This is a genomic window from Flavobacterium sp. DSR3-2 (assembly GCF_049896525.1).
GTDB lineage: Bacteria > Bacteroidota > Bacteroidia > Flavobacteriales > Flavobacteriaceae > Flavobacterium.
In genome coordinates this window covers 242,960-257,560 of the sequence record NZ_JAFCUM010000003.1, presented here as the reverse complement: position 1 = coordinate 257,560, position 14,601 = coordinate 242,960, and the positions used below count along the sequence as shown (strand labels likewise).

Annotated in this window: 9 protein-coding genes; 7 read left to right on the top strand and 2 right to left on the bottom strand. The window is 32.5% G+C overall.

Annotation, left to right across the window (positions count from 1 at the left end):
* Position 1 precedes the first annotated feature (1 nt).
* Genes ACP7AV_RS06790 through ACP7AV_RS06780 form a run of 3 tightly spaced genes read left to right on the top strand, consistent with a single transcriptional unit; the run spans position 2 to position 4,106 of the window.
* Entirely contained in the window at positions 2–1,480 is a 1,479-nt protein-coding gene (locus ACP7AV_RS06790; RefSeq protein WP_426091292.1) for a RagB/SusD family nutrient uptake outer membrane protein, read from the top strand.
* Entirely contained in the window at positions 1,467–2,936 is a 1,470-nt protein-coding gene (locus tag ACP7AV_RS06785; protein WP_426091291.1) for a hypothetical protein, read from the top strand. Before ACP7AV_RS06790 ends, ACP7AV_RS06785 begins: the two co-directional genes overlap by 14 nt.
* Before the next feature lie 21 nt (positions 2,937–2,957).
* Entirely contained in the window at positions 2,958–4,106 is a 1,149-nt protein-coding gene (locus ACP7AV_RS06780; protein WP_426091290.1) for a cytochrome-c peroxidase, read from the top strand.
* 625 nt (positions 4,107–4,731) lie between these two features.
* On the opposite strand, the gene ACP7AV_RS06775 is transcribed toward ACP7AV_RS06780, so the two are convergent.
* Together ACP7AV_RS06775 and ACP7AV_RS06770 are read right to left on the bottom strand one after the other, a co-directional pair.
* Positions 4,732–5,889 (bottom strand): sensor histidine kinase, encoded by a 1,158-nt coding sequence (locus ACP7AV_RS06775; protein WP_426091289.1) that lies wholly within the window; start codon positions 5,887–5,889, stop codon positions 4,732–4,734.
* Between the two features lie 178 nt (positions 5,890–6,067).
* Complete coding sequence (locus tag ACP7AV_RS06770) at positions 6,068–7,411, bottom strand: sigma-54-dependent transcriptional regulator (RefSeq protein ID WP_426091288.1); 1,344 nt, start codon at positions 7,409–7,411, stop codon at positions 6,068–6,070.
* Between the two features lie 181 nt (positions 7,412–7,592).
* Here ACP7AV_RS06770 and ACP7AV_RS06765 point away from each other — a divergent pair, with 181 nt between their 5' ends.
* The 4 genes from ACP7AV_RS06765 (at position 7,593) to ACP7AV_RS06750 (ending at position 14,569) form a co-directional block, all read left to right on the top strand.
* Positions 7,593–8,831 carry an efflux RND transporter periplasmic adaptor subunit gene (locus tag ACP7AV_RS06765; protein ID WP_426091287.1) on the top strand — a complete coding sequence of 413 codons (1,239 nt, stop codon included), beginning with the start codon at positions 7,593–7,595 and terminating at the stop codon, positions 8,829–8,831.
* Positions 8,832–8,888: 57 nt separating this feature from the next.
* A complete protein-coding gene (locus tag ACP7AV_RS06760; protein ID WP_426091286.1) occupies positions 8,889–9,590 on the top strand; it encodes an ABC transporter ATP-binding protein in 702 nt (233 codons plus the stop codon).
* Positions 9,591–9,701: 111 nt separating this feature from the next.
* On the top strand, positions 9,702–12,125 hold the full coding sequence (locus ACP7AV_RS06755) for an ABC transporter permease (protein ID WP_426091285.1): 2,424 nt from the start codon (positions 9,702–9,704) through the stop codon (positions 12,123–12,125).
* Between the two features lie 2 nt (positions 12,126–12,127).
* On the top strand, positions 12,128–14,569 hold the full coding sequence (locus tag ACP7AV_RS06750; RefSeq protein ID WP_426091284.1) for an ABC transporter permease: 2,442 nt from the start codon (positions 12,128–12,130) through the stop codon (positions 14,567–14,569).
* Positions 14,570–14,601 lie beyond the last annotated feature (32 nt).

The following is a 14,601-nucleotide window of genomic DNA, read 5'->3' as shown; positions in this document are numbered from 1 at the left end:
GATGAACTACTATAAAACAACATATAAGTATCAATTAGTAATGGTTTTATTTGTTCTTTTTGCATTGCAGAGTTGCAGTGATTTTTTAGAACAAGAACCCGGTTCCCAAACCTCGATTACCGAACAGTTATCCACAAAAAAAGGGATGTTAAACGCTTTGAATGGTACTTATGGATCGCTTGAAGCAAATGTAAGAGGCGAACGATTTGCGGTTTATGCTGATTTACAAGGTGGGAATCTCAAGTTTACACCTACGATAACTGGTAACAGCAGAGGCCAGATTACTATACCAATAAATCTTGAAAATGTGTATTCGTTCCAAGACCAGGCGCTTGACAGTGATTTCACTACTTTTTATGACGAAAGTTATGATGTAATAAATCAAACCAATTTAATCTTAGAATACGTTGATGCTTTACCAGACGCAACTGATGTTGAAAAAAAACAAATCAAGGCCGAAGCTTTAGCAATAAGAGCCTATTCTCTTTATTTGTTAAGTTTAATTTACAGTCAGGCTGTAGGAAACACTTCTCCAGATGCACAATTGGGAATTGTCTACAACAAAACAAGTTTATCGAGTGGCATTACGTATCCCAAAAGAGAAACTTTGACAACCACTTATTCTCTAATTATTGAGGATATCAACGCGGCTTTGGATAATTTTTCGGATAAATCGCTGTTAACAGGACCATCATATTCCTTTTTCAACAGTACAAATGCGAAAGCATTATTGGCGCGAGTATATCTATCTAAAAACGATTGGCAGAATGCTTTTGCAACTGCAAACGATGTTATTTTAAATTCGGGAGTTTCATTAACGCCAACTGAAAATTATATCTCACAATGGGAACAAACTAATGTTCCAATTGCTGAAAATATGTTGGAGTTTTCTATTCCCAGAGATAGCGGTGGCGAAGTTGGAGGTTCTTTATCCAGTTATTTTGGGTATTTCTCCAATACAAATTACAATAAATACGTGGCTTCCCAAGATTTATTAGGACTTTATGAATCCACTGATATTAGAAAGCAATTGTTTTTAGAAAAAGCACTTCCTACCCTGATAAATGGCGTTTTTGTAAATGTCAATTATTCTTTTACCAAAAAGTTGCAGGACAATCCCGGATATTCCGCCTTTAGATTAAGCGAACTCTATTTAATTCGTGCTGAAGCAGCCTTTGAACTTGGAAATTTAGAAACTGCCAAAAACGATATCAATACTATTAGAGCTAGAGCAAAAGCGACTCTGTTGACCACAACTGATAATTTAGAACAAGCTCTGTTATTGGAACGAAGAAAAGAACTTTGCTTTGAAGGACATTTATTTTTTGATTTGGCCAGAAGAAATAAGTCTGTATCAAGAAACGACGGATGTTTGTCGCTAAACTGTAGTTTGGATTATCCGTCTCCAAAATTTGTATTGCCAATTCCAAGAAAGAATATTAATCTTAATTCAAACTTACAGCAAAATGAATCCTATTAAAATTATATCGATAGCCGTTTTGATCCTAAGCCTGTTTACTGCTTGCTCAAAGGATGATTATCAATTAAGTTCAAATGCTGTAGATCCATTTGTACGGTTCAATGTATTGTTGAGCAGCAACAACGTACCGCTACAATATCCTGCGGTGAACAGCGCATTAGTTCCGGTAAGCAGTTACAAGAATACATCCGTGAAAACATTGAAAATTCCAGTAACATTAACGTCGCCTACATTGAAAAAACCTGTTTTTGTGACCTATAGCATAACAGGAACAGGAGATAGCAATAGCTTTATTGTTAAGCCATTGGACCAAATCTCATTTATGGGTAATCAACTTACGGATACTATATATTTGTCTTTCGACAAAAGATGGAGTACGAAGCAAAAGATTACTTTAAAACTTGAAGAAAGCTCAGATCCCGCTATTACTATTGGAAATTTGAATACTGTAGCTCCCAATAATAGTTTCGAAGTAAATCTTGATGAGGTAAAAACAACCTACACTTTTCCGATAAACAGGTTTGAAATAAAAGGCGAAATAGGTGCAGAAATCGTATTTAAAGTCGATTTTCCTAACGGTTTTATACCTTCAGAGATTAATGATAATACAATGTTTGAGTTTTTAAATGGTTTTAATTATTCATTAACGCACGATGATTTTGGAGAAAATAGAAATAGCGTAACCTATCGTTTGAAACTTTTAGAAAATATAAAAAATGATGATGTTTTTTATCAAACTAATATTGCATTAGTCAATTTAGATATGTACACGACAACTGGAAATACGGTTCTTCAAATCGTGAAACCTATTAAATCAATCCGAGATACGGCGGCAAATACAGCTAGAAATTTTTATGATTTATCCAATCCATTTTACCTGACTTACGGAGAGAATTGGTTTGATAGAAGTGGCGTGTGTGCGTGGCAGACTTTTAATGCATTTACATTTCCTGTGGTTGTTCCTGCTGGTTCAGCAAACGCCATTTTATACAGTGATAAAGGAACTCCAAGTACAACAGATGATGTGTACCATCATGCTTTTAAAATTGGGTTTAATGTTACTACGGGGACTAATACAACGAATTCTTTCGGTTTGAAACGATGGTTCTCTAATGAAAGTATTTCAGCCGCAAATTCTCCGGGATTTAATATTACTTCGGCGCTTGAATTTTTCCCTGAAAATGGAAATAGTAAAACAAAAGGTGCTGTTTTAGTAATTCCGCAATATATTACCATTGCAGGTACAAACGGTAAAAATTACAGCATTGGTATTTCCGGTAGCGGAACATATAGAGAAGTTAGTGCCGGTTTATTTGAAATTTCATTCGAATTAAAAGCGACAAATTCGGCTCTTTTTGGCGGAACTGTTTCCTCACAATATAAGATTTTCAATAACAGAATATATCCAAAACCGGCACCAATAACTCAGAGTTGTCTCAAGGAAATTAGTTTATAAAATTTTTAATAGTAGTTACAAATGAAAATAAAACACATCATACTTCCGATCGCCTTGTTGATTTTTTTGTCCGCTTACAAAACAGACGAAGAAAACGAATATATTGACATACAAGATTTAAGGCAACTCTATTCCAGCGGAAATCCAGCGTCATGGCCAAAACCTACTTTGGACAAGAGTATAGACAAAACCACTTTTCAAGATATTGGACCACTACCAGAAATGACGTTTCCAGAGTACAATAAATACTCAAAAGAAAAGGCATTTTTAGGTAAAACATTATTCTTTGATCCCCGATTATCTGTCAGCGGACAAATCGCATGTGCTTCTTGCCACAATCCTGAATTGGGCTGGACGGATAATCTGACGCGCTCTTTTGGTCATAACCGACAAAACGGAAAACGAAATTCCATGACTATTTTAAATTCAGGTTATGCCAAAACATTATTCTGGGATGGGCGTGCTTCCAGCTTAGAAGATCAAGCGCAATTTCCTATTGCAGATCCATTGGAAATGAATGAAAAGTTGACCATTGCCGTAGATAAAATCGTTACTGTAAAAGGCTATGGTCAATTATTTACAGAAGCTTTTGGTGACGAAAAAGTTACTTTGCAAAGAATTCAATATGCGATTGCTACTTTTGAACGCACTATAAAAAGTCCAAAAAATAAATTTGACCATTTTGTCAGCGGAAAATCGGAGGCGTTTACGGATCAGCAAGTAATGGGATTGCATTTGTTCAGAACCAAAGCGCAATGCATTAACTGTCACAATACGCCTTATTTTAGCGACAATCAATTCCATAATGACGGACAATCATTGTTCGGGACCAAAGATGAAGATTTTGGTCGATACAATGTTACGGGAGACAAAAAAGATCTTGGAAAATTTAGAACGCCAACTTTAAGAGAGGTTGCCAATACAAGACCTTGGATGCATCACGGACATTTTCCTAGTTTACTGGATGTGGTTGAGTTTTATAATTTGGGAAATCCTGCTGCTATTCAAAAAAAATATTTAGGAACAGCACGCGATTCTTTGATTCCTGTTACTTCTCCAATTCTTAAAAAATTGGATTTAAACAGAACCGAAATCAATGCACTTTTAGCTTTTATTGAAACACTAAGCACACCAAACGGGCGCATTGCAACAACAAAAATGCCCGAGTAAGAGTTTATAAAAGTATATTTCAAAAATCATCATTAGCGCTAACAATTTTATAATAATCTTCAATAAATTTGTTAGACTTCTCAAGATTGCTGATTACGAAGAAGACCAATCTATATTTTGATGAGTCTTCTCATTTTTAATATCTTTATTAAGTTGGACATACTAAGTTAAACTGGTTATCTGCTTACGAATAAATTTAATATTGTCATTGACTTTATTAAATGGATGACAGCATACTCAAAAGCTTCAAATCTTTTAAAAAAAGGTTCGAAAATTGTCCCGACAGGGTCTCTAATTTACTTTATTTTTATATTGACCATGATTGGATTTGAACCAAATTAATTTGATTTACAACTTTCTCAATTTCTTCAAATCCTGCATAAAATGGTTCGTAAACAGTCCCGTATGGACCACCAAAAATTACAAACCTCCAAAGTCATTTGATTTTGGAGGTTTTTTTTTGGTTTGAAAAATAGACTAATATTTTATAAAATCGCTCAACACCATTGATTACTATAATGGTAGGTTCGAACTGCTTAAGATTCTAAGACATAATCCAATAACAATAATAGTTTTTTACCCCTACTTTTTTTTTGTCTTTTTAGGATTAATTCTTAATTAAGAATTAACTATCAACGAGACAAATCACAAAACTTGTTTTTTTCTCTTCATTATTAAATGCCAAATAACCACCATGCGCTTCTAAGATACTTTTGGATAATGTCAATCCAATTCCTGCGCCTTCTTTTCGAGTTGTGAAAAACGGAAGGAATATTTTACTTTCTATTTCTTTTTCGATACCTTTTCCGGTATCGGTAATCATGATAAAAATTCTCTTTTCTTTGACTTCTGCCGATATAATAATCTGTTTTTTTTCTGCGTTTGACAAAGCATAAATGCAATTCGTAAAAAGATTAATCAATACTTGCTCCATCTGTTGCGGGTCAATATGGAGTCTTCGGTCGAAAGTAATCGAGTTTATGACTTCAATTTGTTCTTTTTTAAACAACGGACTCATGATTTGAAAACTGTTTTCAATTAACTTTGACAGTTCAATTACTTCTTTTTTGGGAGAAGGCAACATGGCCAGTTTGCGATAACTTTCTACAAATTGCTGTAAATGGTCGCTTCGTCTCAACATTGTGGCAACACTGCTTTTCATATCATCTAAATCTTCTGCCGAAATGGTTTCCTGCTGTACCAATTCCTGTAAATTCTGTGAAAGCGACCGAATAGGAGTGATCGAATTCAAAAGCTCATGAGAAATGACCTTCATTAGATTGACCCATGCCTCTTTCTCTTTCTTCTCTATTACATTCTGAATTGAATCCAGTAAAACGATGAAATAATCTTGGTTGAAAATTTCACTTCTGGAAGTCTGCATCACAAATGTTTGGGTGTCTTGTTGATTAACACGTATTTCTAATGAAGTTTTAATTTCCTGAAAATCCTGCTGTTCAATAATTTCACATAAGGCAGACAAATGATTTTTTAAATACTTCCATTTGGAGACTTTAGGCACATCAAAATGCTTAGAAAAATAGTCATTCATCAAAAAAATATTCCAGTCATTTCCGTCTTTTTGCAGAATAATAATTCCTGTTTCGATAGTATTTAGAATAGAACGATACACTATATCTTTTGAAACCTGATCGTTTTCTTTGCCTTTCAGCGTTTCATACAACTTGAATAAACTAGAATAATTATGATACGATTTATGTTTCGAAAAATCCGATGTGAAATCATTTTGTAAAATAGAGGTAATCGTTCTATCATAAATCAAAAAGGCTTTTTTAATATAAAAATACATTTCGACTATGAGAAGAAAAAGTACAAGAAGCCCAAAAAGTGCTGAAAAAAGTAATCCTTTTTGAAAAATAAAGATGGAAATTCCAGCAACGGAAAGAATAAAAATTAGTCTAAGAAAAAGGAGTTGGTAAGTTTTCAAGGATCTAAACATATTAGTTGATGTTATATTTTTCTAACCGTCGGTACAATGCACCTCTGGATAATCCTAGTTCTTCTGCAGTTTTACTAATATTGTTGTTGTTTTTTAACAGGATTTTCTCAATAGCCGTTTTTTCTACCGCCGAAAGTTGAATATCATTTTGATTGTCTTCGTAAATTGTGATTTGCTCTAAATCTAAATCCGAAACGCTAATGTAATTGTTCTCACAAAGAATCACGGCACGCTCTACTCGGTTTTCCATTTCTCGAATGTTTCCGTTCCAAGAATGCTTTATTATTTGTTCCAATGCTTTTTCGTCAAAAATAATTTCGTCACGTCCATATTTTATGATCATTTTTTGCAAAAGATAATATGCCAAAGGGATTTTATCTTCGTCTCGTTCTCTTAATGGGGGCAAAACTATTTCCATAGTGTTGATGCGATAATATAAATCTTCACGGAAGTTTTTATCCATAACTTCTTGTTTTAGATTCATATTAGTAGCTGTGATTATGCGAACATTTAAAGGCCTTGCTTTTGATTCTCCTAATCGGGTTACCATTTTAGTTTGAATTACCTGCAAGAGTTTAGATTGTAAATGCAATGGAACGTTTCCTATCTCATCCAAAAAAATAGTGCCGTTTTGAGCCATTTCAAAACGTCCTGGAGTATCAACTTTTGCGTCTGTAAAAGCACCCTTGGCATAACCAAATAATTCGCTTTCAAAAATATTGGAATTTAAAGATCCCAAATCAACGTGAATAAATGGATTATTTTTTCTCTCCGATTGCAGATGAAGATGATAAGATAAAACAAATTTTCCGGTTCCGTTCTCGCCAAGAATTAAAACATTGGCATCGGTTTTGGCCACTTTATCAGCCAGAGAATAAGCTTTTTTTATAACATCTGAATTACCAACAAAAAATTCGTCTATAATCTCGATATTATTTGATTTTTTTTGCTCTTTCCGGCTTTTATCAACTGCTTGCTTAACAACGCTAAGCAATTTTTCATTTTCCCAAGGCTTTAAAATATAATCAAAAGCACCAGCTTTTAAACCTTCTACAGCCGTTTCTACTTTACCAAAAGCGGTCATCAAAATAACGACAGTTTTTGGCGAAAGCATTTTTATTTCTTTTAATAAATACAAACCTTCTCTGCCGTCCTCAAATCCTATTCTGTAATTCATATCGAGCAAAACGACATCAATATTGTTTTGTGATAATAGTTCGATTACATTTTTAGGGTTATTGAGCGTATAAATATTTTCAAAATGCTTTTTAAGGAGCATTTTGGAAGCAAAAAGAATGTCTTCTTGGTCGTCTATGACTAATATGGAGGCGTTGGTCTTTTTCATTCTAACGTAATATCTGTATTTTTTTATTCAGAAAATGGAATCATTGTTCAGTTTCGGACAAATAGTGTTCAATTACGGACACCGTATAAATTTTATTAAAATTAAAAACTTAATAATAAGGTCATTACATTTTTTAATTTTCTGGTACGATTATCCTAATAGACTAGACAAATAATAAATAATGGACACTACAATCATACGTAAAACTAACAAAAATAAGTATCTTTTAATTGCTTTGCCAATTATCTTACTCTTCGGGTATTTTGTCTTTTCATCTGCTACTAAAAAAAGAAGTTTAAACGTAAAAAAAGTTGAAATTACTATTAAGACCGTAGAAAATAATTTTTTCGAAGATTTTATGTCTTTTCAGGCAAAAGTAGTTCCTTTAAATTCAATGTTGATTAATATTATAGAAGGTGGAGCAGTTCAGGAAATATTTGTTGAAAACGGAGATATGGTTGTAAAAGGACAGCCGTTAGCGCGCTTGTATAATCCTAATGCAGAACTGGCATACATGCGACAGGAAACAGCGATTATCGAACAAATCAATAATTTGAATAAAGGTAAACTTGATTTAAGAAATCAGGAACTGAATTTAGAAAAAGACTTGATTGGGATAGAGCACGATTATCTTGATGCTAAAAACTTATTCGAATTGAACCAAAAACTTTTTGACAAAGAAATACTTTCTAAAAACGAATGGATAAAAACTCAGGAAAATTATCGTTTTCAAAAAGAGCGCATGAACATCATCAAAAAAAGTGTCAAAAAAGAAAAATTGGCAAATCAAGTCCAGATTGGACAATTGAATCAATCCATTGGTTTCATGAACAAAAGTTTGGATATTTTGAGAATGAATAAAAAGAATTTCCTAATCACAGCGCCAATTTCTGGAAGACTTTCTTCCTTTGAACCTATACTCGGGAAAACCTATGTGCAAAATACAAGTATTGGTTCTATTGATGACAGGAAAGGCTATAAATTGATAGCCGATATCGATGAATTTTATTTGGATAAAATTGAAGAGCAACAAAAAGGAACAATAGATTTTGAAAACAAATCCATCGTAGTTGAAATAACTAAAGTGATTCCTGAAATTAAAAACGGAAGGTTTCAAGTCGAATTGGATTTTGTTTCATCTGAAAAATTAGATTTAAAGCAGGGATTGAGTTTTGGCGTAAAATTAAACCTGTCAGAAAAAAATAAGACGTTAGTACTATCTAAAGGAAGCTTTAACGAAGAAACCAGCGGGAAATGGATTTTTGTAGTCAAGGGTAACAAAGCAGAGAGAAAAGCAATCAAATTGGGTCGAGAAAATCCATTATATTATGAAGTACTCGGCGGATTGAAAGCAGGCGAAAAAGTAATTACCTCATCGTATAAAGACTATAAAGAAGTCGAAGTTTTGAATTTAGAATAAAAAAAGTAGTGAATAATTAATTTAGATAAAAATAGCATCAATCAAAAAACGAATAGTATGATCACAATTAAAAATCTTTCAAAAGTATTTAGAACCGAAGAAGTGGAAACAATGGCATTGAGTGAAGTTTCACTTACCATAAATCAAGGTGATTTTGTTTCGATTATGGGACCGTCGGGAAGTGGAAAGTCCACTTTATTAAATATTGTTGGGTTGCTAGACAGTGCTTCGGGTGGGAGTTATCAGTTACTTAATCAAGAAATGATTGGGCTGAAAGAGAAAGAAAAATCGAAAGCCAGAAAAGAAAATATTGGCTTTATTTTTCAGAATTTCAACCTGATCGACGAATTATCAGTTTATGATAATATTGAATTGCCGTTGATTTACAGTAAAGTTCCATCCTCTGAAAGAAAGAAAAAAGTAGAAGCAATAGCTGATAAATTAGGAATTTCCCACCGATTGAAACATTATCCTCAGCAACTTTCCGGAGGACAGCAACAGCGTGTAGCTGTGGCAAGAGCCTTGATTAACGACCCAAAAATTATTCTTGCCGATGAGCCTACTGGAAATCTGGACAGTAAAAACGGAAATGAAGTAATGGAACTTTTAACCGATTTACATGCCAATGGAGCCACAATCCTGATGGTGACCCACTCTGATTATGATGCTTCCTTCTCGCAGAAAACGATTCTTATGAAAGATGGAGTTGTCATTTCTGAAAAAATAAATCAAAGAAATGTAGATGTTTTTAAAGTATAAAAATGATAACCATTCTCATATCAATCATCACAATCATTTTTGAGTTGCTTTGCAAAATAATTTTGTAAACGTCTCAAACTTCATCAATCAAAATTAAATCAATCAAAAAGTATGATACTCAATTGGATTAAAATATTTATTTATCACTTAAAGCAAAGTAAACTGTTTTCTTTTCTCAACGTTTTGGGTTTGAGCATTGGTATTGCAGGCGTGATTTTCGCCATTTTATATTGGAATGACGAACATAGTTACGATGCTTGGAATCCCAATAAAGAAAATGTTTTTTTGGTCGCTAATCAAATGAGCGAAAACACATTTTGGGCTTCAAGTTCAGCTCCAATAGGGGCTGCAATAAAAGAGAAAAGTTCAGAAGTAGAATCGTATTGTTATTTAAGTGGAAATTATGAAAGCGATCTAATTCGGTTTAAAAATAAAAAAGTGCAATCGAGTAAAATCGTATTAGCACAAAAGAATTTTTTTGAATTTTTCCCTTTTGAATTTGTAGAAGGAAACCAAAAATCAGCGTTATCAGATGAAAATAGTATCAGTCTATCGGAAGATTTAGCTTTGCAGCTTTTTGGAAAAGAGACTGCTTTAGGAAAAGAAGTTCTTTTTCAGAATAAAAAACTCACTGTAAAAGGCGTTTATAAAATGGATAAAAAATCTTCTTATAATCCTTCCGGTGTTGTTAATTTTATTGATTTAAGAATTAGAAAATCTATTGATCAATGGGGAAATTTTCAGTTTGTATTATTTCTTAAAGTTAAAAATCCTAGTAAAGTTTCGCTTATCGAAAATGATTTGCAAAAACTTTATTACGATAACATGACCGTTCGTTATGCTAAAGAAAACGGAATTACTCCAGTGCAATACATTGAAAAATATGGGAATACCAAACCCACTTTAGAGCCTTTGTCTACTATTCGGTTACATACTAAAACGGGTGGTCTAATTGAGGAAAATGGTAATTTTCAGTTTTTAATGATTGTGGTAGGATTATCTGTTTTAATTTTGATGCTTTCAATTGTAAATTACATCAATTCTGCAACAGCAAATGCTATAAAACGTGCCAAAGAAGTTGGCGTAAGAAAAGTTATAGGTTCCTCAAAAATTAATATAATTCAGCAATTTGTTTTTGAAACAGCAATACTATCGTTATTTTCAATTTTAATTGCTCTTGTACTTGTTGAACTGTCGTTACCTTATTATAATAATTTTTTAGATAAAACCGTTGTTTTACAAGGCAGTCAGTTTCATTTACAACTTATTATAATATTTATTATCACAGTTTGTCTGGCAGGAGTTTTTCCAGCAATATATGTTTCTAATTTTGAAACATTAAAGGTATTGAAAGGCAATTTTGGAAGAAGTAAAAGTGGCGTATGGCTACGTAACGGAATGTTGATTTTTCAATTTGCTGTTGCGACTTTTTTTATCATCGGATCCTATGTTGTTTATCAGCAAATAGACCATATTAATAAAAAGGATTTAGGTTTCAAGGCAAATCAAATTTTAAGTATTTCTTATCGTAATGTATATGGAGAAGAAATAACAGATAATTTTAGATTTGATCGCTACTTAACTATCAAAAATGAATTATTGCGCATTCCCGGTGTAAAACAAGTTGCAGCAGGTGGCTTTGCTTTTGGAGGATCTGCAAAATCAACAATAACATATCAATATAAAGATTTAAGTGTGGATGGAGACAATATTCCAATTGATTTTGGAATGTTAGAAATGATGCAAATAAAAATTGTAAAGGGGAGATACTTAAGTCCAAAATTTGCTCAGGATACTATTAATACGATGCTAATAAATGAAACTGCCGCACGACTAATAAAAGAGAAAAACCCAATTGGAAAAAAGGTAAATTGGAATGGTAAAGAGATAATTATCGTTGGAGTTGTAAAAGATTTTAACATAGGTAATCCAGCCGAAGCTATTCCTCCGATGTCGTTGTTCCATTTTAAAACAAATTCCTGGTTAACATTTGCTTTAAACAATATTTACATCGATGCAGATGCAAAAACTATGGATCAAACTTTGGCTGATTTGGAAAATTTTTGGCTAAAAAAAGTAGATCCTGATTATCCGTTTGCATTCGATTTTGTAGATAAAGAATACGAAAGATCGTATAGCAGTTATGTGAAACAAAAAAACCTATTCTCCATATTAAATATAGTGGTGATACTGATTGCGCTTTTTGGTTTATTCTGCCTCGCCTCCTTTTCTATCGAAAGACGCATGAAAGAAATTGCTATTAGAAAAACACTCGGTGCAGAAACGAATGTTTTACTAAAAGAATTATCTAAGCAATACATTGTTTATTGTGTTATAGGATTCTTGATTGCGGTATTTCCAACCTACTATTTACTTAATAAATGGTTAGAAAATTTCGCTTATAGAATTGACATTTCAATCTATCCATTTATTATTGGCTTTATTGCCTTATTGTCATTGACCTTACTTGTCGTTCTTTTAAGAGCGTTTCAAGCTACAAGAGTAGACGTTTTACAATACTTAAAATACGAATAATCATGTTGAAAAATTGGATAAAAATATTTATTTACCACTTAATGCAAAATAAATTGTTTTCTTTTCTCAACGTTTTGGGTTTGAGCATTGGTATTGCAGGATTGATTTTCGCCACACTTTATTGGAATGACGAACATAGTTATGACGAGTGGAATCCTGAAAGGGATAACGTTTATATGGTTATAAATACTTTGAACAACAATAAATGGCCTTATACAGCTGCTCCCATAGGACAATATCTGAAAAATGATCCTAATGTAGAAAGTTACAACTACAGCTATAATTGGTATGATTCAGATTTGTTTATTTACAACGGAAAAAAGCAAAAAATAGCGAAAGGATTTAATACTCAAAACAAATTTTTCGATTATTTCCCCTTTCCTTTTATTTTCGGAAATGCTAAAAATGCTTTAAAAGATGATTCTTCTATTGCTATTTCTAAGAAAATTTATAATACTTTTTTTAACAAAGAAAACCCAATAGGTAAGCAAATAAAATTTGGAGAAAACTTTTATACCGTTAGTGGTGTTTATAAAAATGAAATGAAAAGCTCTTTTGCTCCTGATGTTGTGTTAACAGATAACTTTAAGAAAGTTATAACACAGAGTTTAGACCAATGGGAGACTTTTAATTTTTGTTTGCTTATAAAACTTAAGGATAATTCTAAAAAAGAGTTAGTAGAACGAAAAATTGAGCAACTTTTTATTGACAATGTTATTAAAGCCGAAGCTAAAGATGCTAACATTAGTTTAGAACAGCAAATAAAAAAAGATGGGATTGTTGCTATAAATTTAGAACCACTTAAAGAGGCTCGTCTCAATTCTTCATTAGTAGGAGGTTGGGGATATCCAGAAGGAGTGGGAAATTATCAATATTTAATCATAATGGCAGGATTGTCTATTATAATAATGATTCTTTCCATTATTAATTATATAAATTTAGCTACTGCCAGTGCTATTAAGAGAGCGAAAGAGGTAGGAGTGCGCAAAGTATTGGGTGCAAGTAAAAAGAATATCATATTTCAATTTATCTCTGAAACACTAATAAGTGTTCTTCTTTCTATTCTTTTGGCATTAGTAATTGTCGAGATTTCATTGCCTTTTTATAATGAACTTTTGGATAAGGATTTGAAAATTTATGGTAGTCAATTCTATTTACAATTGTTATTTATTTTCGGAGTAGTGGTTTTATTAGGAGGATTTTTCCCTGCTTTATATATTTCAAGTTTTAAAGCACAAAAAGTCTTAAAAGGGAATTTTAACAGAAGTAAAACTGGAATTTGGTTGCGCAACAGTATGTTGGTTTTTCAATTTGCCATAGCTATTTTTTTTATTATCGGTACAACGATTGTCTACCAACAGGTAAATTACCTAACCAACAAAAACCTTGGTTTTAAAGGTGATCAAGTTATTGAAATTGATTTTCTGAAAAAATTTGATAAACAATCTGATGCAAGTTATAAGAACGATTTTTTTCAGAACTATTTGGCAGCGAAAAATAGATTGAGTAGAATGAAAGGTATAAATCAAGTGTCTACCGCAAATTTCTCTTTTGGAAATGGCGCACGTTCTTCACGAGATTATGTGTATCAAAACGCTAGCATTCAAGGGTTGAACATGGCTGTAGATTTTGGAATGATGGAAATGATGAATATCAAACTAATAGAAGGAAGGTATTTCAATTCTCAATACGCTTCAGACACCATTAATAATGTAATGATTAATGAAACAGCTGTAAAAATATTAGGAATCAAACAGCCAGTTGGAAAAGAAATTGTTTCTGGTGATGGTGAGAAATTCAAAATAATCAGCGTTGTAAAAGACTTCAATTTAAGAGGACCTCAAGAAAAAAACTCACCAATGGTGTTTACGCATTTAAAGACAATGCCGTTAATGTTGCAAGGAGTAAATTCAATTTTTGTAAAAGTAAAGGGAGAAAATATTGAAGAAACGATGAGCGATATTGAACAATTTTGGAAGACTAAAGTTGATACAGAATATCCATTTTCGTATGAATTTGTAGATAAAAAATACGCACGATCTTTTAAGGAATATGTAAAACAAAAAAATCTATTCTCCATCCTGAATGTTGTTGTTGTTCTTATTGCCATTTTCGGTTTGTTTGCTTTAGCATCTTTCTCTATGGAGCGAAGATTACGAGAAATCGCTATTCGAAAAACCTTGGGTGCCGAAACCAATGTACTACTCAAAGAATTATCAAAGCAATACATAATGTTTTGTGCAGCAGGTTTTGTCATTGGCGTTGTTCCAGCCTACTTATTATTAGAAAAATGGCTCGAAAATTTTGCGTACCGAATTACAATTCAAATTTTTCCTTTTGCAATTGCTTTTCTGTCTTTACTGTTCTTAACATTAATAATTGTTTTGGCAAAAGCTTTTCAAGTAACCAGAATGGATGTTTTAAAATATTTAAAATACGAATAATTAAATAGATCCATACTCTTTTTATAACTAAC